The sequence below is a fragment of the Pseudomonas sp. PONIH3 genome (genome assembly GCF_002934345.1).
GTDB lineage: Bacteria > Pseudomonadota > Gammaproteobacteria > Pseudomonadales > Pseudomonadaceae > Aquipseudomonas > Aquipseudomonas soli.
Genome location: NZ_CP026386.1, coordinates 3,063,849 through 3,086,586 on the forward strand (window position 1 = coordinate 3,063,849; position 22,738 = coordinate 3,086,586).

17 protein-coding genes, 1 pseudogene and 1 riboswitch are annotated in these 22,738 nt (G+C 64.9%); of the genes and pseudogenes, 11 read left to right on the forward strand and 7 right to left on the reverse strand.

Annotated features, from left to right (window positions below):
* Positions 1-35: 35 nt before the first annotated feature.
* From C3F42_RS14180 to C3F42_RS14210, 7 genes are all read left to right on the forward strand, one after another.
* On the forward strand, positions 36-1,430 hold the full coding sequence (locus tag C3F42_RS14180; RefSeq protein WP_104444562.1) for an ethanolamine ammonia-lyase subunit EutB: 1,395 nt from the start codon (positions 36-38) through the stop codon (positions 1,428-1,430).
* An 8-nt stretch (positions 1,431-1,438) separates the two neighbouring features.
* Positions 1,439-2,257, forward strand: coding sequence for an ethanolamine ammonia-lyase subunit EutC (eutC, locus tag C3F42_RS14185; protein ID WP_094012295.1), 819 nt, complete (start codon positions 1,439-1,441; stop codon positions 2,255-2,257).
* A gap of 107 nt (positions 2,258-2,364) precedes the next feature.
* The gene (locus tag C3F42_RS14190) at positions 2,365-2,823 is read left to right on the forward strand and encodes an N-acetyltransferase (protein WP_023629652.1); all 459 of its coding nucleotides are present in this window, start codon (positions 2,365-2,367) and stop codon (positions 2,821-2,823) included.
* A 309-nt stretch (positions 2,824-3,132) separates the two neighbouring features.
* Complete coding sequence (locus C3F42_RS14195) at positions 3,133-3,780, forward strand: DedA family protein (RefSeq protein ID WP_094012296.1); 648 nt, start codon at positions 3,133-3,135, stop codon at positions 3,778-3,780.
* A gap of 7 nt (positions 3,781-3,787) precedes the next feature.
* Positions 3,788-4,603 carry a zinc-dependent peptidase gene (locus C3F42_RS14200; RefSeq protein WP_094012297.1) on the forward strand — a complete coding sequence of 272 codons (816 nt, stop codon included), beginning with the start codon at positions 3,788-3,790 and terminating at the stop codon, positions 4,601-4,603.
* Positions 4,604-4,694: 91 nt separating this feature from the next.
* The gene (gene ppa / locus C3F42_RS14205) at positions 4,695-5,222 is read left to right on the forward strand and encodes an inorganic diphosphatase (RefSeq protein ID WP_104444563.1); all 528 of its coding nucleotides are present in this window, start codon (positions 4,695-4,697) and stop codon (positions 5,220-5,222) included.
* A gap of 184 nt (positions 5,223-5,406) precedes the next feature.
* Positions 5,407-6,105, forward strand: coding sequence for an XRE family transcriptional regulator (locus tag C3F42_RS14210; protein WP_023629649.1), 699 nt, complete (start codon positions 5,407-5,409; stop codon positions 6,103-6,105).
* Between the two features lie 253 nt (positions 6,106-6,358).
* On the opposite strand, the gene C3F42_RS14215 is transcribed toward C3F42_RS14210, so the two are convergent.
* The gene (locus tag C3F42_RS14215; protein WP_104444564.1) at positions 6,359-9,304 is read right to left on the reverse strand and encodes a TonB-dependent receptor; all 2,946 of its coding nucleotides are present in this window, start codon (positions 9,302-9,304) and stop codon (positions 6,359-6,361) included.
* Between the two features lie 170 nt (positions 9,305-9,474).
* Between C3F42_RS14215 and C3F42_RS14220 the strand changes: the two genes are divergently transcribed.
* A complete protein-coding gene (locus C3F42_RS14220; RefSeq protein ID WP_023629462.1) occupies positions 9,475-10,014 on the forward strand; it encodes a sigma-70 family RNA polymerase sigma factor in 540 nt (179 codons plus the stop codon).
* Positions 10,007-10,936, forward strand: coding sequence for a FecR domain-containing protein (locus C3F42_RS14225; protein WP_094012299.1), 930 nt, complete (start codon positions 10,007-10,009; stop codon positions 10,934-10,936). The genes C3F42_RS14220 and C3F42_RS14225 overlap by 8 nt, the downstream gene beginning before the upstream one ends.
* Before the next feature lie 321 nt (positions 10,937-11,257).
* Here the strand turns inward: C3F42_RS14225 and C3F42_RS14230 are convergent, their stop codons facing one another.
* The 3 genes and pseudogenes from C3F42_RS14230 to C3F42_RS30280 form a co-directional block, all read right to left on the reverse strand.
* Entirely contained in the window at positions 11,258-12,712 is a 1,455-nt protein-coding gene (locus C3F42_RS14230) for a hypothetical protein (protein ID WP_104444565.1), read from the reverse strand.
* A gap of 216 nt (positions 12,713-12,928) precedes the next feature.
* Positions 12,929-14,134 (reverse strand): RtcB family protein, encoded by a 1,206-nt coding sequence (locus tag C3F42_RS14235; protein ID WP_038707268.1) that lies wholly within the window; start codon positions 14,132-14,134, stop codon positions 12,929-12,931.
* A gap of 39 nt (positions 14,135-14,173) precedes the next feature.
* Positions 14,174-15,100 (reverse strand): annotated as a pseudogene (locus tag C3F42_RS30280) (slipin family protein); the annotation flags it as partial.
* 1,207 nt (positions 15,101-16,307) lie between these two features.
* Between C3F42_RS30280 and rtcR the strand changes: the two are divergent.
* The gene (gene rtcR, locus C3F42_RS14245) at positions 16,308-17,891 is read left to right on the forward strand and encodes an RNA repair transcriptional activator RtcR (RefSeq protein WP_094012301.1); all 1,584 of its coding nucleotides are present in this window, start codon (positions 16,308-16,310) and stop codon (positions 17,889-17,891) included.
* A gap of 36 nt (positions 17,892-17,927) precedes the next feature.
* A riboswitch (FMN riboswitch) is annotated at positions 17,928-18,069 on the forward strand.
* Between the two features lie 80 nt (positions 18,070-18,149).
* Complete coding sequence (ribB, locus tag C3F42_RS14250; RefSeq protein ID WP_094012302.1) at positions 18,150-18,800, forward strand: 3,4-dihydroxy-2-butanone-4-phosphate synthase; 651 nt, start codon at positions 18,150-18,152, stop codon at positions 18,798-18,800.
* Positions 18,801-18,888: 88 nt separating this feature from the next.
* On the opposite strand, the gene C3F42_RS14255 is transcribed toward ribB, so the two are convergent.
* From C3F42_RS14255 to C3F42_RS14265, 3 genes are read right to left on the reverse strand one after another with little or no spacing between them, the layout of a single operon-like run.
* The gene (locus C3F42_RS14255; RefSeq protein ID WP_094012303.1) at positions 18,889-20,082 is read right to left on the reverse strand and encodes an SGNH/GDSL hydrolase family protein; all 1,194 of its coding nucleotides are present in this window, start codon (positions 20,080-20,082) and stop codon (positions 18,889-18,891) included.
* Between the two features lies 1 nt (position 20,083).
* Positions 20,084-21,247: an SGNH family hydrolase gene (locus C3F42_RS14260; RefSeq protein WP_232888215.1), complete on the reverse strand. Its 1,164-nt coding sequence runs from the start codon at positions 21,245-21,247 to the stop codon at positions 20,084-20,086.
* Complete coding sequence (locus C3F42_RS14265) at positions 21,234-22,649, reverse strand: MBOAT family protein (RefSeq protein WP_052062238.1); 1,416 nt, start codon at positions 22,647-22,649, stop codon at positions 21,234-21,236. The genes C3F42_RS14260 and C3F42_RS14265 overlap by 14 nt, the downstream gene beginning before the upstream one ends.
* Between the last annotated feature and the right edge of the window lie 89 nt (positions 22,650-22,738).

Genomic DNA, 22,738 nt, shown 5'->3' on the forward strand with positions numbered 1-22,738 from the left:
CGCAGGCCAGCCCTGCGGCGCCCTGGAGATTCTGTATGGCAAGTTTCACGCATACCGTGGGCCACCAGGTCTACCGCTTCGACAGCCTCAAGGAGGTGATGGCCAAGGCCAGCCCGGCACGCTCGGGGGACTACCTGGCCGGCGTCGCCGCCAGCAACGACGGCGAGCGGGTGGCCGCGCAGATGGCCTTGGCCAACATCCCGCTCAAGCACTTTCTCAGCGAAGCGCTGATCCCCTACGAACAGGACGAAGTCACCCGCCTGATCATCGACACCCACGATGCCGCGGCCTTCGCCGCGGTCAGCCACCTGACCGTCGGCGGCTTGCGCGACTGGCTGCTCAGCGACCAGGCCGACGAACACAGCCTCAGGGCCCTGGCCCCCGGCTTGACGCCGGAAATGGCCGCCGCAGTGTCGAAGATCATGCGCGTGCAGGATCTGGTGCTGGTGGCGCAGAAGATCCGCGTGGTCACCGCGTTCCGCGGCACCATGGGGCTGCGCGGGCGGCTATCGACGCGCCTGCAGCCCAACCACCCCACCGACGAGCCGGCCGGTATCGCCGCGAGCATTCTCGACGGCCTGCTGTACGGCAACGGTGATGCGATGATCGGCATCAACCCGGCCACCGACAGCATCGCCTCGATCTGCGCGCTGCTGGAAATGCTCGATGCGATCATCCAGCGTTACGACATCCCCACCCAGTCCTGCGTGCTGACCCACGTCACCACCTCGATCGAGGCGATGAACCGCGGCGTGCCGCTGGACCTGGTGTTCCAGTCCATTGCCGGCACCGAAGCGGCCAACGCCGGCTTCGGCATCAACCTTAACGTGTTGCAGGAGGGCTACGAGGCCGGCCTGTCACTCAAGCGCGGCACGGTCGGGCAGAACCTGATGTACTTCGAGACCGGCCAGGGCAGCGCCCTGTCGGCCAACGCCCACCACGGCGTCGACCAGCAGACCTGCGAAACCCGCGCCTATGCGGTGGCCCGGCACTTCAAGCCGTTCCTGGTCAACACCGTGGTCGGTTTCATCGGCCCGGAGTACCTGTACAACGGCAAGCAGATCATCCGCGCCGGCCTCGAGGACCACTTCTGCGGCAAGCTGCTGGGCGTGCCGATGGGCTGCGACATCTGCTACACCAACCACGCCGAAGCCGACCAGGACGACATGGACACCCTGCTGACCCTGCTGGGCGTGGCCGGGATCAACTTCATCATGGGCATCCCCGGCTCCGACGACATCATGCTCAACTACCAGACCACCTCGTTCCACGACGCGCTCTATGCCCGCCAGACCCTGGGCCTCAAGCCCGGGCCGGAATTCGAGGCGTGGCTGGAACGTACCGGTATCTTCACCCAGGCCGATGGCCGTATCCGCTTCGGCGACAACCTGCCGGCGGCCTTCCGCCAGGCCCTGGCACAGCTGGCCTAGAGGTGAGCATGGAACGACACACCCCCACCCCCGACAACCCCTGGCTGGCCCTGCGCAACCTGACGCCAGCACGCATCGCCCTGGGCCGCACCGGCATCAGCCTGCCGACCGGCGCCCAACTGGACTTCCAGTTCGCCCATGCCCAGGCCCGCGACGCCGTGCACCTGCCCTTCGACCACGTCGGCCTGCGCCAGCAACTCAGCGAGCGCGGGCGCGACAGCATGCTGCTGCACAGCGCCGCCAGCGACCGCCACCAGTATCTGCAACGCCCGGACCTGGGCCGACGCCTGCACGAGGGCTCGGCCCAGTGTCTGCGCGAGCACGCCCAGGCCAACCCTGGCGGCGTCGACCTGGCCATCGTTGTTGCCGATGGCCTGTCGGCGCTGGCCGTGCACCGCCACACCCTGCCCTTCCTGAGCCGCTTCGAGGAACAGGCCGCCGCCGATGGCTGGAGCAGCGCCCCGGTAATCCTGGTGGAGCAAGGCCGGGTCGCGGTGGCCGACGAAGTGGGTGAGCTGCTCGGCGCACGCATGACGGTGATGCTGATCGGCGAACGCCCAGGCCTGAGTTCACCCGACAGCCTGGGCCTGTACTTCACCTACGCGCCGAAGGTCGGCCTGACCGACGCCTACCGCAACTGCATCTCCAATGTGCGCCTCGAAGGCCTGAGCTACGGCATGGCCGCTCATCGCCTGCTGTACCTGATGCGCGAGGCCTGCAGGCGCCAGCTGTCGGGGGTGAATCTGAAGGACGAAGCCGAGGTCCCTAGTATCGACAGCGAAGATTCTGCCGGGAAAAACGGAAACTTCCTGCTCGGTGAAGGGTAAAAAACATGTCACCGAAGGCGGATTGCGCTTCTAGCCTGCTTTAGGCAGCATGCCAGTGGACGCTGCTGGCAATCCGCCGTATTCCCAATGGACTCAGAGGCCCGCCCATGCGCATCATCCAGGCAACCTTGGAACACCTTGACCTGCTCACCCCATTGTTCGTGAAATACCGCGAGTTCTATGGGCAACTGCCTTACCCGGACAGTTCGCGGGCCTTTCTCGAAAAACGCCTCAAGCGCAAGGAATCGATCATCTACCTGGCCCTGCCGGATGATGGCGATGACCGCCTGATGGGCTTCTGCCAGCTCTACCCGAGCTTCTCATCGCTGTCGCTCAAGCGCGTGTGGATCCTCAACGATATCTATGTGGCCGAAGACTCGCGGCGCATGCTGGTGGCCGACAACCTGATGCGCGAGGCCAAGAAGATGGCCAAGAAATCCAACGCCGTGCGCATGCGCGTGTCCACCAGCAGCGACAACGAGGTGGCGCGCAAGACCTATGAATCCATGGGCTTTCGCAAGGACACCGAGTTCGAGAACTACATCCTGCCGATCAGCCAGGATTGAAGTCCGTACGGAAAATTTCGCCCAGAGCCTGATCGATACGTCGGCATATCGTGCAGTGTGGGAGCGGGTTTGCCCCGCGATTGCCAGGACGCCCCTATCGCAGGGCAAGCCCGCTCCCACGAAACCGTATGCCCCCATATTGTCGTAACCCCCCGCTACAAACTCTCCGGGCACAATCCGGACTTCGCCGTATAATCCCCCTCCTGTCATGTGCGAAAAGTTACCGGCACAACCGGTAAACCTCCCCAACCATGGCACTGTCCGTCATCGCGTGCCCGTAGAAGCGGGTCAAGAACACAGGTGCTGTACATGGATTTCAACCCGCTGGACCTCATCCTGCATCTCGATGCCTACCTCGATCTGCTGGTCAACAACTACGGTCCCTGGATCTACGCCATACTCTTCGCCGTGATCTTCTGCGAGACCGGCCTGGTGATCATGCCGTTCCTGCCGGGTGACTCGCTGCTGTTCATCGCCGGCGCCGTGGCCGCCGGTGGCGGGATGGACCCGGTACTGCTGGCCGGCCTGCTGATGGCCGCGGCAATCCTCGGCGACAGCACCAACTACGTGATCGGGCGCACGGCGGGCGAACGCCTGTTCCGCAACCCCAACTCGAAGATCTTCCGCAAGGACTACCTGCAGCGCACCCACGAGTTCTACGAGCGCCATGGCGGCAAGACCGTCACCCTGGCGCGCTTCCTGCCGATCCTGCGTACCTTCGCGCCGTTCGTCGCCGGTATCGCCCACATGCACTACCCGCGCTTCCTGGCCTTCAGCGTAGCCGGCTCGCTGCTGTGGGTGGGCGGCCTGGTGACCCTGGGCTACTTCTTCGGCAACGTGCCGTTCATCAAGCAGCACCTGTCGCTGATGGTGGTGGCGATCATCCTGCTGTCGCTGATACCGATGATCCTTGGACTGCTGCGCGGCCGTTTCGGTCGCACGGCCAAGGCCCACTGACCTGGGCATGTGGTCGTTCAGCGCCTGGCGGCGCCGGCGCACCCTGGCCCGCTATCCGGTCGATCCACAGCTGTGGCAGGTGATCCGTGATCGCCTGCCGCTGCTCGACGGCATCAGCGACGAAGAAGACCGCTGGTTGCGTGACGCCTGCGTGCTGTTCCTGCACGACAAGCACCTGACCACCCTGCCCGGCGTCGAGCTGGACGACGAGCAGCGCCTGTTCCTCGCCGCCCAGGCCCAGTTGCCGCTGCTGCACCTGGGCGAGCTGAACTGGTACCAGGGCTTCCACGAGATCATCCTCTACCCCGACGACTTCAAGAGCCCTCAGCGCCACCGCGACAGCAGCGGGGTCGAGCATGCCTGGGACGCCGAGCACAGCGGCGAAGCCTGGCAGCAGGGACCGGTGATCCTCGCCTGGCCCGGCGTCCTGAGCAGCGGCGGCTGGGAAGCCTACAACCTGGTCATCCACGAACTGGCGCACAAGCTGGACATGCTCAACGGCGATGCCAACGGCCTGCCGCCCTTGCACAGCGGCATGCGCGTGGAGGACTGGGCCCAGGCCATGCAGCAGGCCTACGACGACCTGAACCGCCAGCTCGACGCCAACCCCGACGCCGAGACGGCCATCGACCCCTATGCCGCGGAAAACCCGGCCGAGTTCTTCGCCGTCACCAGCGAATACTTCTTCAGCGCACCCGACCTGCTGCATGAGGCCTACCCGAAGGTCTACCAGCAGCTGTCGCTGTTCTACCGCCAGGATCCGCTGGGCCGCCTGGCACGTCTGCAGGCCGAGCACCCGGACTACCGCGCCAGCCACGGCTGAAAGCCGCACATCAGGCCGGGCGTGGCACCCACTGTGGGAATGTGCCTATAATCGCCGCCACTTTTTTGATCAAACACGGGGGCATTGCCCAATGAGCTACAGCAAGATTCCAGCCGGCAAAGACCTGCCGAACGACATCTACGTCGCCATCGAGATCCCGGCCAACCACGCGCCGATCAAATACGAGATCGACAAGGACAGCGACACCCTGTTCGTCGACCGTTTCATGGCCACCCCTATGTTCTACCCGGCCAACTACGGCTTCATCCCCAACACCCTGGCCGACGACGGTGATCCGCTGGACGTGCTGGTCGTGACCCCGTACCCGGTCGCCCCAGGCTCGGTGATCCGCGCCCGTCCCGTTGGCGTGCTGAACATGACCGACGACGGTGGCGGCGACGCCAAGGTCATCGCCGTTCCTCACGACAAGCTGTCGCAGCTGTATGTCGACGTGAAGGAATACACCGACCTGCCTACCCTGCTGATCCAGCAGATCGAGCACTTCTTCGCGAACTACAAGGATCTCGAGAAGGGCAAGTGGGTCAAGATCGAAGGCTGGGAAGGCGCAGACGCCGCCCGCGCCGCGATCACCAAATCGGTCGCAGCCTACAAGGGCTGAACCTGACACGAAGAAAACCCTGCTCCGGCAGGGTTTTTTTTATGGACATTCGCCGCAGCCTGGCGGCCTATCGACTTATCCTACGCAATCCTAAGGCGCACCCTACAATTCAACACGTTTCCTACAGATCACTTCGACATCGGGTTGATTTCCACGCACTTCAAGGAACTATAGACTCGCTGTCATGAAAACATCCGGCGACCGTCTCAAAGCCCTCCTTTTGGAGTGCAACCTGACCCCTTCAGACTTTGCCGCCCAGCGCAAGATCACGCCGCAGCACGTCAACAACTGGTTCAAACGCGGCGTGCCCCAAGCCCGACTCGAGGAGATAGCCGATCTGTTCTGCGTCCGCATGCGCTGGCTGCGCAGTGGCGAAGGCCCGAAGCATCCGACCCCGCTTCGCCCCGTCCGATCTACCTGTTCTGCCAGTCCCTTGCCGCCGCCACTGCTGGCCTTGGACACGGACATGGCGCATTTGCCCCTGCATCACCTGGAGCAGGGCCGTCTGCAAGTTCTGCCCGGGCACTACCAGCCGGTCCCCCGCCGGGCCCTGGAGGCCCTGGAGGTCACAACGGCAAACGCCATCTGCCTCGGCATGCCATGCAACAGCATGGCCCCCCTGCTGCCCGAAGGCGCCCTGCTGGCTATCGACTGCGGCTTTACCCGGGTCGTGGAGGGCGAGTGCTATGCGCTGCTGCACAATGGCCGTCTGCGAGTGCAGCGTCTCTCCGTTGGCCACAACGGCACGCTGTGCCTGCACAGCCATGACCGCCTCAACCACCCCAGCGAACGCTACACAGCCTATCAACGTCGCGTGCAGAAGCTGGAAATCCTCGGCTGGGTGTTCTGGTGGTCATGCCTGCGCCCTGTGCGTCCGGGCTGAAACACCTCGCACCACTTTTTGCTGGGCAGGGACCCCGCACACGGGTATGCTACGCGGCACATCATGCCCCCTGATGGTGCAAGCCGCATTCCAGAGGGCCTGGCGACGCCTCACACAGCCGTCCGCCATCTTTTTCCGGCCATGTTGCCAACCGTTTAAGGCGGTTGCGGCTTATCAAAAATGAGCCAAGACCGTCCCCGAGAAGCCGGCCACAAGCCGGCTTTTTAATGCCTGTCGACAAGCAAGGCCCCCCTCAGAATCGCGCCACCATCCCCACCCGCCAAGTCCGTCCAGGTGCCGGCATGAAGCTCTGCGCCAGCGGATCCAGGTAGTAGCGGTCCGTCAGGTTCTGCACCGACACGTTCAGTTCGGTGTGCTCCAGCACCTTGTACTTGAGGAACAGGTCGAACAGCGCCACCGAGCGATAGTCGATCTGCGGTGTGGTGGCGCCGGTCTGCCAGGGCTTGTCCATCTGCGCGGTGGGCCCCGAGGTATAGGTCATGCGCCCGCCCACGGTCAGCGCCTCGTCGAAGAAGCGCAAGCCGGTGAGCAGATTGGCCGAGAAGCGTGGCGGGTTCTGCGTGTTGGTGTATGAGCCCATGTAGCTGCCCGGCGTGCAGTCCGGGGTGTCGTGGGTACGTTGGTACTGATTGGCGCTGGCGCGCAGCTTGCCGGCAAAGGCCGCGTCGCAGGTCTCGGTCATCAGGTAGTAGGTGGCCGACAGGTCGGCGAACACCCGTCCGGCATCGTAGTGCGACTGCAACTCCAGGCCGCGGGTGTGGAAGCTGTCGGTGTTGCTGAAGGTCATTTGCCCCCACAGCCCCGGGCTTGGGTCATAGTAGCGGGTGATGTAGTTCTTGATGTCGTTGTCGAACCAGGCCAGCTTGGCCGACGCCTCGTCACCCGCGGTCAGCAGGTCGCTGCGCAAGGCACTCACGCCCACTTCCCAGCTGCGTGAGCGCTCGGGCTTGAGGTGCTTGCCCGGGGTGACCTGCTGGGTACCCTGGCTGGTCTCGAACAGCGAAGGCAGGCGCAGGCCCTGGGTGTAGGACGCGTACACGAAAGTGTCGGGGAGGAACTCGACATTGATGCCGAAGGCCGGCGAGAAACCACCGCCGCTGCTCTTGCCCTGTGGGGTGTAGTCATAGCCGGTGACCACTCGGTTTACACCTTCAGGATGGACAACCACATTGGTCGCGCCGGACTCATTGAACGGCACGCCATTGAACGGCTCGTTGCTGTTTTCGAAGACAATGCCGTTGTTCAGGCGCGGGTCGGTGGCGTCGGTGTACTGGCCGTTCTGGTCCGGGAACCATATCATGCTGCCCCAGTGCCCCGGGCTGCTGGCGGTGATCCAGCGCATTTCGCGCTCCTCGCGGCGCGCCTCGGCCAGCACCGTGTTGTCCTTGGTTCGGTAGTGGGCATAGCGGCCGCCGCCCCACAGCGTCACCGTCTCGACAGGCTTGTACTCCAGGTTGCCGTTGAAGCTGAACTCCTGACGCGAGGCATCGCGCAACATGCGGTTGGCGTTGATGTCGTGCTGGGTGGCCACGACGCTTTTCTGCGGCTGCAGGTCCTCGAGCTGGAAGGCACCGCCCAGGTCGAGCTTGAAATCGCCATGGGCGGTGGTGAAGCGCGACACGTTGCTCAGGTCGCCGCCGATGCGGCGGTTGTCCTGGCGCGACCAGGCGCGGTCGGTGCGGAACAGCTGCGACTTGGGCGCCATCCAGGCCGCGCTCAAGGTGCTGGTCTTCGAGTCGGTCATCCACAGGTTGCTGGTGAGGTCCACCCACGGATTGCCCTCGGGCAGGTAGTGATAGCGCGCGGTGTACGTGTCGATCTCGATTTCGCTGGTGGGGTACTGGTAGATGCCGGCGGTGCCGTAGCGGAAGATGTCCGACGGCATGATCTCGCCCATGTGCCCGTCGAAGCGCCGGTAGCCGAGGTCCAGGGTGTGGTCGTCGGCCAGCCGCCAGGTGGTCTTGAGCAGGTAGGAGTCGGTCTCGAACGACGAGTTGAGCACTTCCTCGCCGGCATTGTAGGTGTTGGCGACACTGGCCTGCTCCTCGCCCCAGCGATCATAGAGGCGGTAGCGGTCCTGGCCCTTCTTGCCGGAGAAGTAGTTGCCCTGGTTGCGGTGCGCATAGGCCGCCACCAGGTCGAAGCGCTCGTGGGAATAGGCGAAGGCGGCGCTGCCGGACTCGGCCTTGGAGCCGAACAGGCTGCCGCGCTCATCACGCGGCGCCGCACTCAGGTCCTCGTCGCGGGAATGGCGGTTGCGGTGCTCGGGTTCGACGCCGTTGTTCCACAGGTTGCCGGTCAGGCGCACGCCGACGTCCTTGCCATCGACCAGGATGTCATCCACGCCGATGGTCTTCATCTCCACCGAGCCGCCAATAGCCCCCGATCGGGTACTGGGGCCCTTGTTCACGGTGACGCTGCTGATCAGGTCGGGGTCGATGTAGCTGCGCTGCTGGGTGCCGCCGTAGCCCCGGTAGACATCCACCGCCTGCTCCGAGCCATCGACCCTGACCGCCACCCGGCTCTGCCCCTGGATGCCGCGAATGTTGACGTCCAGCGCGCCGCCGTTGCGGCTGTCGCCCACCTGCACGCCGGCCACGCCCTTGAGCATGTCGCCCACCGACACGGTGCTGAAGCGGTCGAGGTCTTCACGCGACAGGTGCACCGTCGAACGCGGCGCGCGGTAGGTGTCACGCTGCGGGTCGACCATTTCGCTGGAGGCGACCACGGTCGGTGTCAGCTCGGTTGCCGTCGCCGATGCCTGGGCCTGGGCCTGGGCCTGGGCCTGCGGGATGAGGATGTATGCCCCCCGTGAGGTGGGCAGCAGTTGCAGGCCGGTATTGGCCAGCAGGCGGCGGGCGCCCTCCTGCACGGTGTAGCGGCCCTTGAGCGCTGGCGCGGCGCGGCCGCGGGTCAGGTCGGGATCGTAGGACAGCAACAGCCCCGATTGCTTGGCGAACACGCCCAGCGAAGTGCCCAGCGGCCCCTGGGCGATATCGTAGTCGCGGCGCGTGGCGTCGTCGGGTCGGCTGTTCTCGGTTGCCGCCGGGGCGGCCTGGGCCAGGCTTGCGCCAGAGCCCAGCAAACAGCCGAGCACCGCGCAGCGCACGGCGAAGCTGATCGGGGACAAGCGTTGCGATGGGCGCGAAACAGGGGGAAGCCGATAGCTGGCGGGCATGTTTTTCTCGCTCGTGAGGTCAGTGCCCGGCACTCGATGCGGGCTTGCACCTCTTCTGTCGCACGACAGCGAAAAAGGTATATGCGTGCGATTCGCATTTTCACTTGATCTTGTGATTTAGCCAAATCTAGTGATAATTGTTTGCATTTACGCCCTTGACCCCGCTGCCCATGACCCTCTTCAAGAACCCACCACGGCACATCCAGCACTGCGCCGTGACCGCGCTGTACGTCGAGCACCACGCCTGGTTGCGCGGCTGGCTGGCGTATCGCTTGCGCTCCTGGGGGCGTGGCGTGGCCGATGACCTGGCCCAGGACATTTTCGTGCGCGTGCTGGCCAGCCGGGACACCACCCAGCCCGATACCCTGCGCCAGCCACGTGCCTACCTGGCCCGTATCGCCAATTGCGTCCTGGTCAGCTGGCGTCGGCGGCATTCCCTTGAGCAGGCCTGGCTCGAGGCCCTGGCGTTGGTGCCCGAAGTCGAACATCCGGCGCCCGAGCAGCAGAGCGTGATTCTCGAGACCCTGCACGAGATCGATGCCGTGCTCGACAGCCTGCGGCCACGGGTCAGGCAAGCCTTCCTGATGGCAACACTGGACGGCATGAAGCAGAAAGACATCGCCCAGGCACTGAACATCGCCTTGCCGACGGTGAAGAAATATATTCACGAGGGCTACGTCGCCTGCCTGAGCCAGATGCCCGATGAGTGACCAGCCCCCCATCGCCCAGGCCATTCTCGCCCAGGCCGCCGCCTGGCTGCTGTTGATGCAGGAAGGGCCGCTGACGCCGGCACAACAGCTCGAACTGGAGCACTGGCGATACCGCGACGCCGAGCACGAACGTGCCTGGAACCGGGCACAGCGCCTGCTCACCCGCCTCGGCACCCTGCCTCCCACCCTGGCCCGACAGACGCTGGTGCGCCCCGACAGCAGCCGGCGCACCGTGCTGCGCAGCCTGCTGGTGTTGCTGGGCGCGGCACCACTGGGCTGGTGGGCATGGCGGCGCAATGAAGGTGGCACCGAGTACTTGACCGCCTTGGGCGAACGCCGGGATGTGCTGCTGGCCGACGGCACCCAGGTTTCCCTCAACAGCCACAGCGAGCTGAGGGTGCGCTTCACGGCCGAGCAGCGCCTGCTGCACTTGCGCCGGGGCGAGATATACATCGTCACTGCGGCGGACCCGTCGCGGCCTTTGCGGGTGCGGACCGGGCAAGGCCTCATGCAGGCGTTGGGCACCCGCTTCAGCGTGCGCCAGTTTCCCCAGGAGACCCTGCTCGCGGTGTACGAAGGCGCCGTACAGGTCCAGCCCGAAGCCGCCGGCGGTGTCATCGTCCAGGCAGGCTCGCAGCTGCGCTTCAGCCGTGATCGATTCGATCCACTGGAGGATGCACGCGACGCCCAGCTGGCCTGGCGCAATGGCCTGCTGATAATCGACGAGATGCCGTTGTTGCAATGGACCCAGGAACTGATGCGCTACAGCGACCAGCGCCTGGTCTGCGACCCGGCGTTGGCCAAGTTGCGGGTTTCGGGCAGTTTCCCGATCGATGACCTGCCCCTGGCCCTGGCCATGTTGGCCCAGAGCCATAAGCTGCGTACCCGCAGCGAGGCCGGCGGGATATTCATCAGCCGCTGACATCCCGCAAGCCCCCCAGCAGATACCGTGTAACGCGAAGAAATGCCAGCACCTGGCTATTGCCCCGGCACCGCCGCCAATCGGAGTGTTCGTATTGCAATGAATTCTCATCAAGGCAATCCCATGCCCCCAAGCTTTTCCTCACCGGCCGACGATAGTGGCAGAGCCTCGCCGGCACACTGGCGCAGGCTCGCTATGAACGCTTCCCGAGGCTGGGACACGGCCCGATGCTGGCAGCCTCGCTGCATAGGGTGGTGGAAGGGATGTACAGCAAGGGCCGCCCGCAGGCGCCGGCCAATCACTTGGCCCGCGCCTCACGCATCAGGCCTGGCGAGCGGGCTCGGACGCTGGCCGGACCGGCGTCTCGATGAGGCTTCTCCAATGCTCGATGATGGTTTCCGGCACACCCAACGACTTGCGCAGCGCCTCTACACGCTCCACCGGGTAATTCGCGAAACGCTCGTTCATGAAGTCGAGGTTGGGATTCTTGCCACTCTTGTCACCATCGCAGACGCGGTACAGCGTAACCTTGGTTTTCCGGGTGCACGGCAGCAGCACGTTACGCTCGAGTTCATCGTCGAGCCACCCATAGCGGTGGCAGCTGGTACCCCCGGTATCCCCCGGGGCGCACATATCGCGCACATCATGGCTGATCTTCGCTTCACGGTCCTTGATGATCCGCTGCCACAGCTCGGCGGCGAAATCGGCGTACATCTTCGCGGCCCTGGCAACTGTGCCGGTCCCAGGCTGGCCATAACTGGACTGCAGCGGGCTGCGTAGCGTGCCATCGCGTCCCAGGCCCTTCGGATCGACAAAAGCCATCTCCTGGAACAACGCAAGTTGTACACCGGCAGCAATCAGGAACACGCCGAAACCGAGCTTGGCGTACTTCTCGTTCATCAGCGTGCCCAGCATTCCCCCCGGGCCCGAGAGGTAAGTGGTCTCGTACTTCTGCAAAAGCGCGTACAATTGCTGGCGATCTTCCGGCAGCGTGAGATCGAGTGATTCCTTGGCCGGCAGGTATTCGGTCTCCAGGTGCTGCTGGATGCTCTTGATCGAGCCGTCGATGCTATCGATCAGGCTTTGCTGCAATTCACCACCGACAATCCTTTTGAGCTCAACATAGACCTGGTCGAAGTAGCTCGGCACGCCTAGCGGAAAGGCCTGTTCGAACAGTGCCTTGCCAATTGCACCACCAACAGCGGAGGCCAGTGACGAGGCAAGCTTGCCACCGAGCTCACCGAATGCCGCTGCAACGACATCCGTCGAGCTCAGTTCCAGATCCGCTGCTGGAGAGTTCACCTGGCCAACTGCCTCGATGAACAGCAACTGGCCATCCTGCCCCACCACCACATCCTTGAACAGGTACACCAGCTGCCCGTAGTTGGTAGTGCGCAACAGTGCCACCGAACGGACACGACAGCCGTTGTACGGTTTGCCGAGAAACGCAAAGCTCTCCTCCTGCAAGGTTTCGCCTTCCAGCAATGGCGTTTGACGCTCCACAGCCTGGCGGATACAGGCAGTACGCGCGGCATGCTGCCTGAGCACCGAATCGCGCAACGTCGGCAAGGTATCGGCCGAGGTGAGCGGGATAGCGGACATCAGCCTGGTCATCTGCTGCAGACGCTCTTCATCCACGTCCTGCTCGCCATACTGTGCGAGGTAACGCAGCAGGTGTTGACGGGCATAGTCCGGGGGCGCCTCGGCCTGCACTTTGGCAATGCCAAAGAGGAAACTCACGTTGGTGACCTGATCGAGCTCTTTCGCTGCCTGCATGACGACTCCTGTGTCACTTCAATCAACCGGGTGGGTGCGGAAAATCGTGAACTGCTGGGGTTCGAGTGGCACGGTCGGGCCGTGAACGGCTGACCGGAAAGCAAATAGATATCAAAGCGCCATCATGAATACCGCAATCCGTTTGAGTCGGCAATACGCCTGTGACACTCGGTCGAGCACTCGAACAGCTGCTCCAGAGCAGCCCAGTCGCCCGCTTCAACCTTTCACACACACCACCTGCCGCAGGGTGTGCACCACTTCGACCAACTCACGCTGGGCCTGCATCACTGCATCGATATCCTTGTAGGCCATCGGGATCTCGTCGATCACATCCTTGTCCTTGCGGCACTCCACGTGGGCAGTGGCGCGCTGCTGGTCTTCGACCGTAAAGCGGCTCTTGGCCTTGGTGCGGCTCATCACCCGCCCCGCACCATGGCTGCACGAGCAGAACGATTCCTCGTTGCCCAACCCACGCACAATGAAACTCTTCGCGCCCATGGAGCCAGGGATGATGCCCAGCTGGCCCTTCTGCGCCGACACCGCGCCCTTGCGGGTCACCAGTACCTCGCGGCCGAAGTGCTGCTCTTTCTGCACATAGTTGTGGTGGCAGTTGACCGCCTCGAGGCTGGCCTCGAACGCTTTGCCCAGCACCTTGCGGGTGGCGGCGACCACCGCCTGCATCATCAGTTCGCGGTTGTGCCGGGCGAAGTCCTGCGCCCACTCCACCGCCTCGACATAGTCGGCGAAGTGCCGGCTGCCTTCCTCGAAATACGCCAGGTCACGGTCCGGCAGGTTGACCATGTGCTGACGCATGTCGGCCTGCGCCAGTTCGATGAACAGGTTGCCGATTGCGTTGCCGACGCCACGCGAGCCGCTGTGCAGCATGAACCAGACGCGGTCGGCCTCGTCCAGGCAGACCTCGATGAAGTGGTTGCCGCCGCCCAGTGTCCCCAGGTGTTGGCGGTTGTTGGTCTTCTCCAGGCGCGGATGCTTGTCGGTGATTGCCTTGAAGCGCCCGGCCAGGCCGCTCCAGACCTGGTCGGCCTGGTTCGGCACGTTGTCCCAGGCCCCCTGGTCGCGACGGCCGAAGGTCTTGCCATGGGGCACGGCCTTCTCGATGGCTGTACGAAGGCCATGCAAGTTGTCCGGCAGGTCACGGGCATGCAGCGAGGTACGCGCGGCGATCATGCCGCAGCCGATGTCCACGCCCACCGCCGCCGGGATGATCGCGCCCACGGTGGGGATCACGCTGCCGATGGTCGAGCCCTTGCCCAGGTGCACGTCCGGCATCACCGCCAGGTGCTTGAAGATGAACGGCATCTTCGCCGTGTTCATCAGTTGCTTGCGGGCGTCGTCCTCGACCGGCACACCGTCGGTCCACAGCTTGATCGGCTTGCCGCCCGCCACTTCGAGTATGTTCATTACCTTGTTCCTTGTTGCGTTACGTCGTGTCGCACAGGGTCAACCCGCCTTGAGGCTGACCATGCCATTCAATACCTGATCCAGGCCACCGAACACCGAAATCCGGTCGATGCGCTCGGCCACCCGCTCCAGGGTTTCCAGCTCTTTCAGGCGCAGGGCCGTCGGGTTGCCTTCCATCACCTTGGCAGTGTTGAGCAGCGAGCGGGTCGCCTGGGTTTCCTCACGCCGCCGGATCACGTTGGCCTGGGCTGCCTTCTCTGCCTCCACCACCTGCGCCAGCAGGGTTTTCATTTCGCCCGGCAGGATGATGTCGCGCAGCCCGAGGCTACCTACTTCCAAGCCACTGCCCGGCAACTGCGCCTGCAGGCGCTCGGTAACGCTGTCGTCGATCAGTTGTTTGTTCTCCAACAGCTCATCGAGGGTCCGGGTGCCCACCGCCGCACGCAGGCCGAACTGCAGCTCGCGGTACAGGTGCTCAACCGGCTTGCTCATCTGCCCATGGGCACCGAGCACGTCGGTATAACGCCAGTTGGCCACCAGACTCAGGCGCAGGTTGACCTTGTCGCGGGTGAGAATCTCCTGGCCGCTCACCTCCAGTGCCTGCAGGCGGGTGTCGACCATCTCCACCGCTACCTGGCTGCCGCAACGCCAGTAGCCATGCTGTCCGGGCTCGAGCACCCCGGCCACCACGCCGTCGATCTTCAGCACGCCGACATGGAAGGCCGGCACCAGCGCCAGCAGCACATGGTCCATGCCGGCGATACCCGGGCGATTCAGGCGGGTCACCAACTCGGCGTCCAGGCACTGGCCATGGGTCAGGTCGAGACGTTGCAGCTCGTGCCTGGCCTGGTCTTTCCAGTAGGCACGGCGGCTGTCCGGCGGCAGCACTTCGACCAGCTTGCCGTCCTCGAAGCGCAGCCCGACCTCATGCTCGCTCAGGTCCATGCACACCAGGTGCTGGTCCATGCCACGGGCGAGCAACTCCCGGACGTTGACGTCCGAAACAGGGCGACGCGTATCCACCGTGTCCACCACTACCTGGGCGCCGCAGCGCCAGAATCCATGCTGCCCGGCCAGCAGCAGGTCGACCACGACACCATCGATGCGCAGCACACCGACGCTGAAGGTCGGCACCGTCACCAGCAGCACGTTGTCCATGCCGGCGATTCCCGGCTTGTTCAGGCGTGCCAGCAGCTCGGCGTCCAGGCGCCGCCCCTGGGCCAGATCGATCCGCGTCAGGCTCTGCCGGGTCTGACCTTTCCATTGCAGGCGGCGGCTGTCAGTTGCCAACAGTTCCTTCAACTGACCATCCTCGAAACGCAGGCCCACTTCGTTTTCGGCCATGTCCAGGGTAAGGAAATACTGCTCGACCAACGCCGGCTCATGTTGGCGCAGATAGCGCTCGAGGGGATAGTCGTGCAGCGGGGAATCCTGGGGGCAGGTCTTCAGCGTCAGCCGCCCCTGCCAATCGAAACGCTTGTACTGGCCCGGCTCGAGGATCGCCTCGAAATCGCCATCGTTCAGCAACAGGCCGTGTTCGTTCTTCTTCACTACAAAGCGCTTCAACATGTTCATCTTGCTCATCCTTTGTTCAATGTCCTTGGTTGCCGGGGTCGCCAACCCATCGGGCGTCGCGAGCGAAGCCTGGCGGAGTCCGGGGCCGGGAGCATTGCTCCAGCGGCCACCATCGTTGCGCCAGGCCCGGCCGGCGAGCCGGGTGGGCCAGCGGCGGGCCAGGCGTCCTTCGCAGTGACGGGCCGTCCTGGCCCTGCTTGCGTTGCCTGTGCCCACCCGGCGGGTGTTGCGGTTACAGCTACCTTAGGAGGGTAGTGCCGGGGCTTTGCCCGGCGAGCGTCTGCGCCGGCCTTTCCAGGGGCCCAGCGCAGCAATGACCGGTCGTTGCGGCGGCGGCATGCACGACACCGACACCTGAAGGTGGGTACGTGCACCGGCGGGGGGTTCCCCTGTCCCGAGGGCCTGCCTGGCGATGCGGTCGAGAGGGATATAGCGAGCGGCGTGCCAGGTTTTCATTCGTTCTTGAAAAATCTTTTAATTATCTGATTTATAAGAATTTATTTTTTATTGCGCGTTAAGCTGCACATTGCAACGTGTCATACCTATTTCACTTTTCGTATATCCTGAGATACATATTTATCTTTTTGGATAATCACGGATGACCAAGCCCCTCGTTGCCATCGGTTTTCTCGGCACCACCCTCGACCGCAACGGCAAGGGTGCGGCGCGCTGGAACAGGTGGCGGCCAACCATCGGCCTGTGCCAGCAATCCGACCTGCCCCTGGACCGCCTGGAACTTATCCACGGCCCCGACGCACGCGACCTCGGCCTGGCCGAGCGCATCCGCGCCGACATCCAGCAGGTCTCGCCCGGCACCGAGGTGCGCCTGCACCCGCTGGCGCTGCGCAACCCGTGGGATTTCGAGGAGGTCTACGGCGCCCTGCACGACTTCGCCAGCGGCTACAGCTTCGACACCGAGCACGAGGACTACCTGGTGCATATCACCACCGGTACCCACGTCGCGCAGATTTGCTGGTTCCTGCTCACCGAGGCGCGCTACCTGCCGGCGCGCCTGGTGCAGACCTCGCCCTCGCGCAAGCACGACGAAAACAGCGACCCGGCCGGCATCGCCACGCTGATCGACCTCGACCTGTCGCGCTACGACCCGATCGCCTCGCGCTTTCGCCGCGAACAGGTCGAGGGGCAGTCGCTGCTCAAGTCAGGCATCGCCACGCGCAACCCGGATTTCAACCGCACCATCGAGCAGATCGAACGGGTCGCCCTGCGCTCGAAGGCGCCGATGCTGCTGGTCGGCCCGACCGGCGCCGGCAAGTCGTTCCTGGCCCGGCGCGTCCATGAGCTCAAGCGCGGTCGTCACCAGTTGGGCGGTCGCTTCATCGAGGTGAACTGCGCCACCCTGCGCGGTGACGGCGCCATGTCGACCCTGTTCGGCCACGCCAAAGGCGCCTTCACCGGCGCGCAGAACGCCCGCGACGGCCTGCTGCGCGCCGCCGACGGCGGCATGCTGTTCCTCGACGAAATAGGTGAGCTGGGCGCCGACGAACAGGCCATGCTGCTCAAGGCCATCGAAGAAAAGCGCTTCTTCCCGCTGGGCGCCGACCGTGAGGTGGAAAGCGACTTCCAACTGATCGCCGGCACCCACCGCGACCTGCGCGCCAAGGTCGCCGACGGCTCGTTCCGCGAAGATCTGTTCGCCCGCATCAACCTGTGGACCTTCGCCCTGCCGGGCCTGGCCCAGCGGCGCGAAGACATCGAGCCGAACCTGGATTTCGAGCTGCAGCGCCACGCCCGTGAGCAAGGCCGCCAGGTGCGCTTCAACCTCGAAGCCAAGCGCCGCTACCTGGCCTTTGCCCACGCCAGCGAAGCACGCTGGGCCGGCAACTTCCGCGAGCTGTCGGCATCGATCACGCGCATGGCGACCCTGGCCGACAGCGGGCGCATCGACGAGGCACTGGTCGAGGAAGAGATCGAACGGCTGCGCTATGCCTGGGGCCTGGAATCGGCAACCGAGCCGCTGCTGGACGGCCGCGAACTGGACCTGTTCGACCAGGTGCAACTGCAGGCGGTGATCGATGTGTGCCGCCGCACCCCTAGCCTGTCCGAGGCCGGGCGCCAGCTGTTCGCGGTGTCGCGGCAGGAGAAGGCCAACCCCAACGACGCCGACCGCCTGCGCAAGTACCTGGCGCGGTTCGGACTCGACTGGCAGCAACTAAAGTCGTAGGGCTTGCCAGCAGTCCGCCACCGTGGGGTATGCTTGCCCGGTCTTCAGGGCGGGGTGAAAGTCCCCACCGGCGGTAAATCGAAAGATGAGCCCGCGAGCGCCCCGGCCATGCCGGGGGTCAGCAGATCTGGTGAGATTCCAGGGCCGACGGTCATAGTCCGGATGAAAGAAGGCGTTTGGCAGGGGCCGCCCAGGCGCCCTTGCGCGCGCATTTTGTTCGCCCCGAGACGTTCATCGATCATTCACGAGGAGCGTTTCATGTCCACCCCGCTTAACAAGCAATTCCCCAACGTCAGTGCCGCCATCGCCGCCTTCCAGGCCGGGCGCCCGGTGCTGCTGCTCGACGACGACGACCGCGAGGACGAAGCCGACATCGTCGCTGCCGCCGAGAACCTGTCGCTGCAGACCATGGCCATGATGATCCGCGATTGCAGCGGCATCGTCTGCCTGTGCCTGGACGAAGCCACCGTCGACGCCCTGCAGCTGGCGCCGATGGTGCAGAACAACCAGGCCCGCCACGGCACCGGCTTCACCGTCACCATCGAAGCCGCCGAGGGCGTCAGCACCGGCGTGTCGGCGCAGGACCGCATCACCACGATCGAAGCCGCGCTGCGCTCCACCGCGCAACAGCGCCACATCGTCAGCCCCGGCCATGTATTCCCGCTGCGCGCCCGTGACGGCGGCGTGCTGATCCGTCGCGGCCACACCGAAGGCTCGGTGGACCTGGCCCGCCTGGCCGGCCTGCGCCCGGCGGCGGTGCTGTGCGAGTTGATGAACCCCGATGGCAGCATGGCCCGCGGCGAACAGGTGGCGGTGTATGCGCGGCAGTACAACCTGCCGGTGCTAACCATCGAGGAGCTGGCGCGCTATCGCGAGGCGATGGTTGAGCTGGAGGCCGAGCCGGCCTGATCCAAAGGCATCGCGGGGCAAGCCCGCTCCCACGCCAAGTACCAAGGTGCTTCGTGGGAGCGGGCTTGCCCCGCGATCAGGCCAGGCCTCAACGCAACCCCAACGGTCCCTTCAGAAACTCATACAAGCCCGCCGCACTCTTGCGATAGCCATCGGCTGTCAGATGGACAAGATCAGGCCGCGCCAGCCCCTGCGCCTGCCAGCCGGCGATCGAGCACGGCCCGCCCATGAACCCCTGCCAATCCCAGAACAGCGCCTTGTGCTTGCGCGCCATCTGCTTCTGGATACGGATCACCGAGGCCAGCGGTTGCGGCTGGCGCGCCGCGCAACTGCGCGCCTTGCGCTGCTTGATCGAGTCCGGTGGGCCGACCAGCAGGATCGCCGTCTGCGGCAGGTCCTTGCGCAAGCCCGTGAGGGTCGCCTCCAACTGCGTCTGGTACAGCGCCAGGTCGAGCTTGTCGTCGAACGCCTCATTGGTGCCGTAGGCCAGGATCACCAGGTCCGGCCGCACGGCCTTGAGGCTGTCGCGCCAACCCGCCTGCCACTTGTCCACCACCTCCAGGCGCGCGCCGTTGATGCCCAGCGTCGAATAGGTCACACCGGCATTCTTCTGCCCCTGCAGGTACCAGCCACCCAAGGCGACGCCACGGCCACCCTCCATCGTCAGGTGCACCGGCAGGCCGACATTGGCGAACGCCGGGCTGAAGCGCCACTGGCCATTGCTGGCCGGCAGCACCCGACGCTGGCCGCCATTGACCAGCAGGCTGGCAGTCCCGCTGGACTGGTACAGCGCCGAGACCTTGTAGCGCTGGCGGTCCTCGTCACGCGCCTGCAGCATCACGCTGGAGCGGTTGGCCTGCGGCAGCGACAGGTAGCCACCCAGGGGAAACTGCTGGCTCTGCTGGTTGCGCGCCGACACCAGCTCCCACTGGCGCTTCTCGCTCTTGATGATCACCCGGTCGTTGCGAATCCCCGGCACCGGCGAGGCTGGCACCAGGCCGATGCCGCCATCGCCGTAGCGCGCCTGTAACAGCTTGCGCAGTTCGCCGCTAAACAGGTCGGCGGCGGTATGCGAGTCACCCAGCTGGACGATGCCGACCGGGGCACGCCTGGCATTGCGCAGCTTGCTCGCGAGCAGGGCGACGTTGCCGTCCTGGCGAGTGACGGGCGTGGCGGTGGGCCGCGCCGCGGGCTGGGCGCTCACGCTGTTGGCGCCGGTGCTGCAACCCGGCGCGGCGCTGATCAGCAGGGCCAGGCCCAGCAGGTGATGCCATTGGCGCATCTCAATGTCCTGTTACGGTCAGGCCAGGGAAGCTGATCAGCGACAGTACCTGTTCGGCGATCATCTTCTGGCCTGTGATGGTGAAATGAATGCCGTCGTCGACCCGCACCTTCACCCGCTTGCCCTGCGCGGTCTGCACCGTGTACGAGAAGCTGGCGTCGGCGTAGCCGAGGATCGGGTTGGCCGACACGTAGTGCTGGCCGTACAGCGCGGTCTGCTCCTGATAGAGCCCGCTGAGGTAGCCCATGGCGGTGGACAGCCGCGCCTTCTCCATGTTCGGCGGCCCGACCCAGATAACCTGCACGTTATGCGAGCGGGCCTGTTCGAGGATCGAATCGATCCGCGCGCGATAGGCCACCTCCCATTCCGGCGACTTGAAGCGCAGGAACGGCTTGCCCTTGCCCTGAGGCATGTCCCACGGGTCGTTGGGGCCGAGGAACACCACCATCAGGCGCACGTTCGGTTCGTGGTCGAGGGTCTCGGCCACGGTCTTCGGCCAGTTGAAGAAGCCCGGGTAGGCAAGGCCGGTGCTCTGCTTGCTGAGGTTGACGGTGCGGATCTGGTAGCGCTTGCGCAAGCTGTTGGCCAGGTGCGGGGCAACGCCCTGCATCAGCGAATCGCCGACCAGGAACACCTCGTCACCGGCGGCCAGGGAGGCCACGGTGCCGGGTTGCAGCAATGCCGGCGCCGGGACTGGTGCCGGAGTTGCCGCTGGCATTGGCGCTGACGCCGGCACTGCCGCGACGGGCTGGGCGACAGCGACGGGCGCGGGCACAGTAGCCGGCGCCGGCGTGTGTGCCGCACCGTGCGGCAGCGGCTTGGCCAGTGCCGCCGGGGTCTGCAGGTCGACCGTGACCACCGGTATCGGTGCGGGCAGCACCTCGGGCAGCGGCGCTTCGACCACCTGCGGCGCTGGCTGCAGGCGCTCGAGCAGGTCGTCGCGGCGCGCCTCGAGCAGTGCCGTCAGTTGCGCGCCCGTGCGCCAGGCCGGCATCTGGCCCAGCAGCGGGATTTCGCAGCTCTGGTGGTACTTCTGCTGGCAGTAGAGCTTGATCGAATCCTGGTTCAGCCAGAACAACAGCGCGGTTGTGACCACGATCGCGTACAGGCCACGGGCGGCGCCCATCTGCACCTGGAACAGCTGTTTGCTATCAGAAGCTTGCATAGATGAACCCCGGCACGCCCGACTGCGAAGCGAAAATCACCAGCGACACGCCGACCCCGAGCGGGATCGGGTACAGCTGCCACGGCAGGCGCTGGAAGGCCGCGCCGCTCTGGCGCAGCAGCACCAGCCATTGTGGATAACTGGCCACGAACAGCACGCAGGCCAGCAGCATCAGGCCCGTGGCACTGTTCAGGCCCGCCAGGCTCAGTTGGGCGATGTCACCGAGCATCTCCAGCGCGCCCTCCAGCGTCGGGCTGCGGAAGAAGATCCAGGCGAACGCCACGTAGTGGAAGGTCATCAACCGCGCCAGCAAGCCCGATCCCGGCAGGCGGGCAAACCCCGGGCACCACTGGCTGAACAGCTTGGAGATGGCCAGGCCCACGCCGTGCAGCGCGCCCCAGATGATGAAATTCACGCTCGCCCCGTGCCACAGCCCGGACACCAGCATCGCCAGCAGCATGTTCAGGTTGCCGCGCCATACCCCCTGGCGGTTACCGCCCAGCGGGATATAGACGTAGTCGCGGATGAAGCGTGACAGGCTGATATGCCAGCGCCCCCAGAATTCCTTGAGGTTGTGCGCGGCATATGGCGCGTCGAAGTTGTCCGGCAGACGGAACCCCAGCAACAGGGCGATGCCGGTGACCAGGTTGGTGTAGCCGCTGAAGTTGAAGTAGATCAGCAGGCTGTAGCCGTACACGCTCAGCAGCACCTGCTCGGGGGTGGCGCTGCCCGGGGTGTCGAACACCGGGTCCACCCACTCGCTGCCCAGCCAGGCACTGAGGAAGAACAGCTTGACCACCGCCATCGCGATCAACCCCAGTGCCCGCTGCGGCTCCAGCACCTGGCGCATGGCTGGCGGGCGGATCTGCGGCAGCATGTGCAGGGCGCGGTTGACCGGCCCGGCCACCAGGCTGGGGAAGAACGCCAGGTATAAGGCCAGGTCCAGCGGCGCCGACGGCGCCAGCTCGCGCCGGTTGATCGACACCAGGTAGCTGACCGAATGGAAGGTATAGAACGACAGCCCGATCGGCACCAGCACTTCCAGCAGCGGCAGCGCCACGTCGAACCCGGCGGTGGCCAGCGCGGCCTGCGCGCCTTCGACGAAGAACGCCTGGTACTTGAACAGGTAGAAACAGCCCAACACCAGCGTCAACAGCAGCACGCGGCTGAACCAGCGCCCGGGGTAGCGCCCCGCCAGCAGGCCGAGCAAGTACACCAACACGCTGTAGCCCAGCAGGATGTAGAGCGACTGCAGACTGAAACTGGCTACCAGGCCATAGCTGGCCGTCAGCAGCAGCAGGTTCTGCAGCCGGACACTCCAGCACAGGCTCCAATAAAGCAGGAAGAACAGCGTGAAACAGAGGCCGAATTCGATCGAGAGGAAGCTCACAACGTAGTCCATTACATGACGTCGGGGAGGGAAGCCGCTGGCCCGCGGGCCAGAGCGCGCGGATTATGGCAGAGGGCCGCCACCCCCACAATTCGATTGCT

What these genes read in the sequence shown, in the direction of transcription:
- C3F42_RS14220 (WP_023629462.1), top strand. Translation starts at nt 9,475, where the DNA reads ATGACCCTCTTCAAGAACCCACCACGGCACATCCAGCACTGCGCCGTG.
- C3F42_RS14265 (WP_052062238.1), bottom strand. Translation starts at nt 22,649, where the DNA reads ATGGACTACGTTGTGAGCTTCCTCTCGATCGAATTCGGCCTCTGTTTC.
- ribB (WP_094012302.1), top strand. Translation starts at nt 18,150, where the DNA reads ATGTCCACCCCGCTTAACAAGCAATTCCCCAACGTCAGTGCCGCCATC.
- ppa (WP_104444563.1), top strand. Translation starts at nt 4,695, where the DNA reads ATGAGCTACAGCAAGATTCCAGCCGGCAAAGACCTGCCGAACGACATC.
- C3F42_RS14210 (WP_023629649.1), top strand. Translation starts at nt 5,407, where the DNA reads ATGAAAACATCCGGCGACCGTCTCAAAGCCCTCCTTTTGGAGTGCAAC.
- C3F42_RS14195 (WP_094012296.1), top strand. Translation starts at nt 3,133, where the DNA reads ATGGATTTCAACCCGCTGGACCTCATCCTGCATCTCGATGCCTACCTC.
- C3F42_RS14230 (WP_104444565.1), bottom strand. Translation starts at nt 12,712, where the DNA reads ATGCAGGCAGCGAAAGAGCTCGATCAGGTCACCAACGTGAGTTTCCTC.
- rtcR (WP_094012301.1), top strand. Translation starts at nt 16,308, where the DNA reads ATGACCAAGCCCCTCGTTGCCATCGGTTTTCTCGGCACCACCCTCGAC.
- C3F42_RS14260 (WP_232888215.1), bottom strand. Translation starts at nt 21,247, where the DNA reads ATGCAAGCTTCTGATAGCAAACAGCTGTTCCAGGTGCAGATGGGCGCC.
- C3F42_RS14255 (WP_094012303.1), bottom strand. Translation starts at nt 20,082, where the DNA reads ATGCGCCAATGGCATCACCTGCTGGGCCTGGCCCTGCTGATCAGCGCC.
- C3F42_RS14215 (WP_104444564.1), bottom strand. Translation starts at nt 9,304, where the DNA reads ATGCCCGCCAGCTATCGGCTTCCCCCTGTTTCGCGCCCATCGCAACGC.
- eutC (WP_094012295.1), top strand. Translation starts at nt 1,439, where the DNA reads ATGGAACGACACACCCCCACCCCCGACAACCCCTGGCTGGCCCTGCGC.
- C3F42_RS14190 (WP_023629652.1), top strand. Translation starts at nt 2,365, where the DNA reads ATGCGCATCATCCAGGCAACCTTGGAACACCTTGACCTGCTCACCCCA.
- C3F42_RS14180 (WP_104444562.1), top strand. Translation starts at nt 36, where the DNA reads ATGGCAAGTTTCACGCATACCGTGGGCCACCAGGTCTACCGCTTCGAC.
- C3F42_RS14225 (WP_094012299.1), top strand. Translation starts at nt 10,007, where the DNA reads ATGAGTGACCAGCCCCCCATCGCCCAGGCCATTCTCGCCCAGGCCGCC.
- C3F42_RS14235 (WP_038707268.1), bottom strand. Translation starts at nt 14,134, where the DNA reads ATGAACATACTCGAAGTGGCGGGCGGCAAGCCGATCAAGCTGTGGACC.
- C3F42_RS14200 (WP_094012297.1), top strand. Translation starts at nt 3,788, where the DNA reads ATGTGGTCGTTCAGCGCCTGGCGGCGCCGGCGCACCCTGGCCCGCTAT.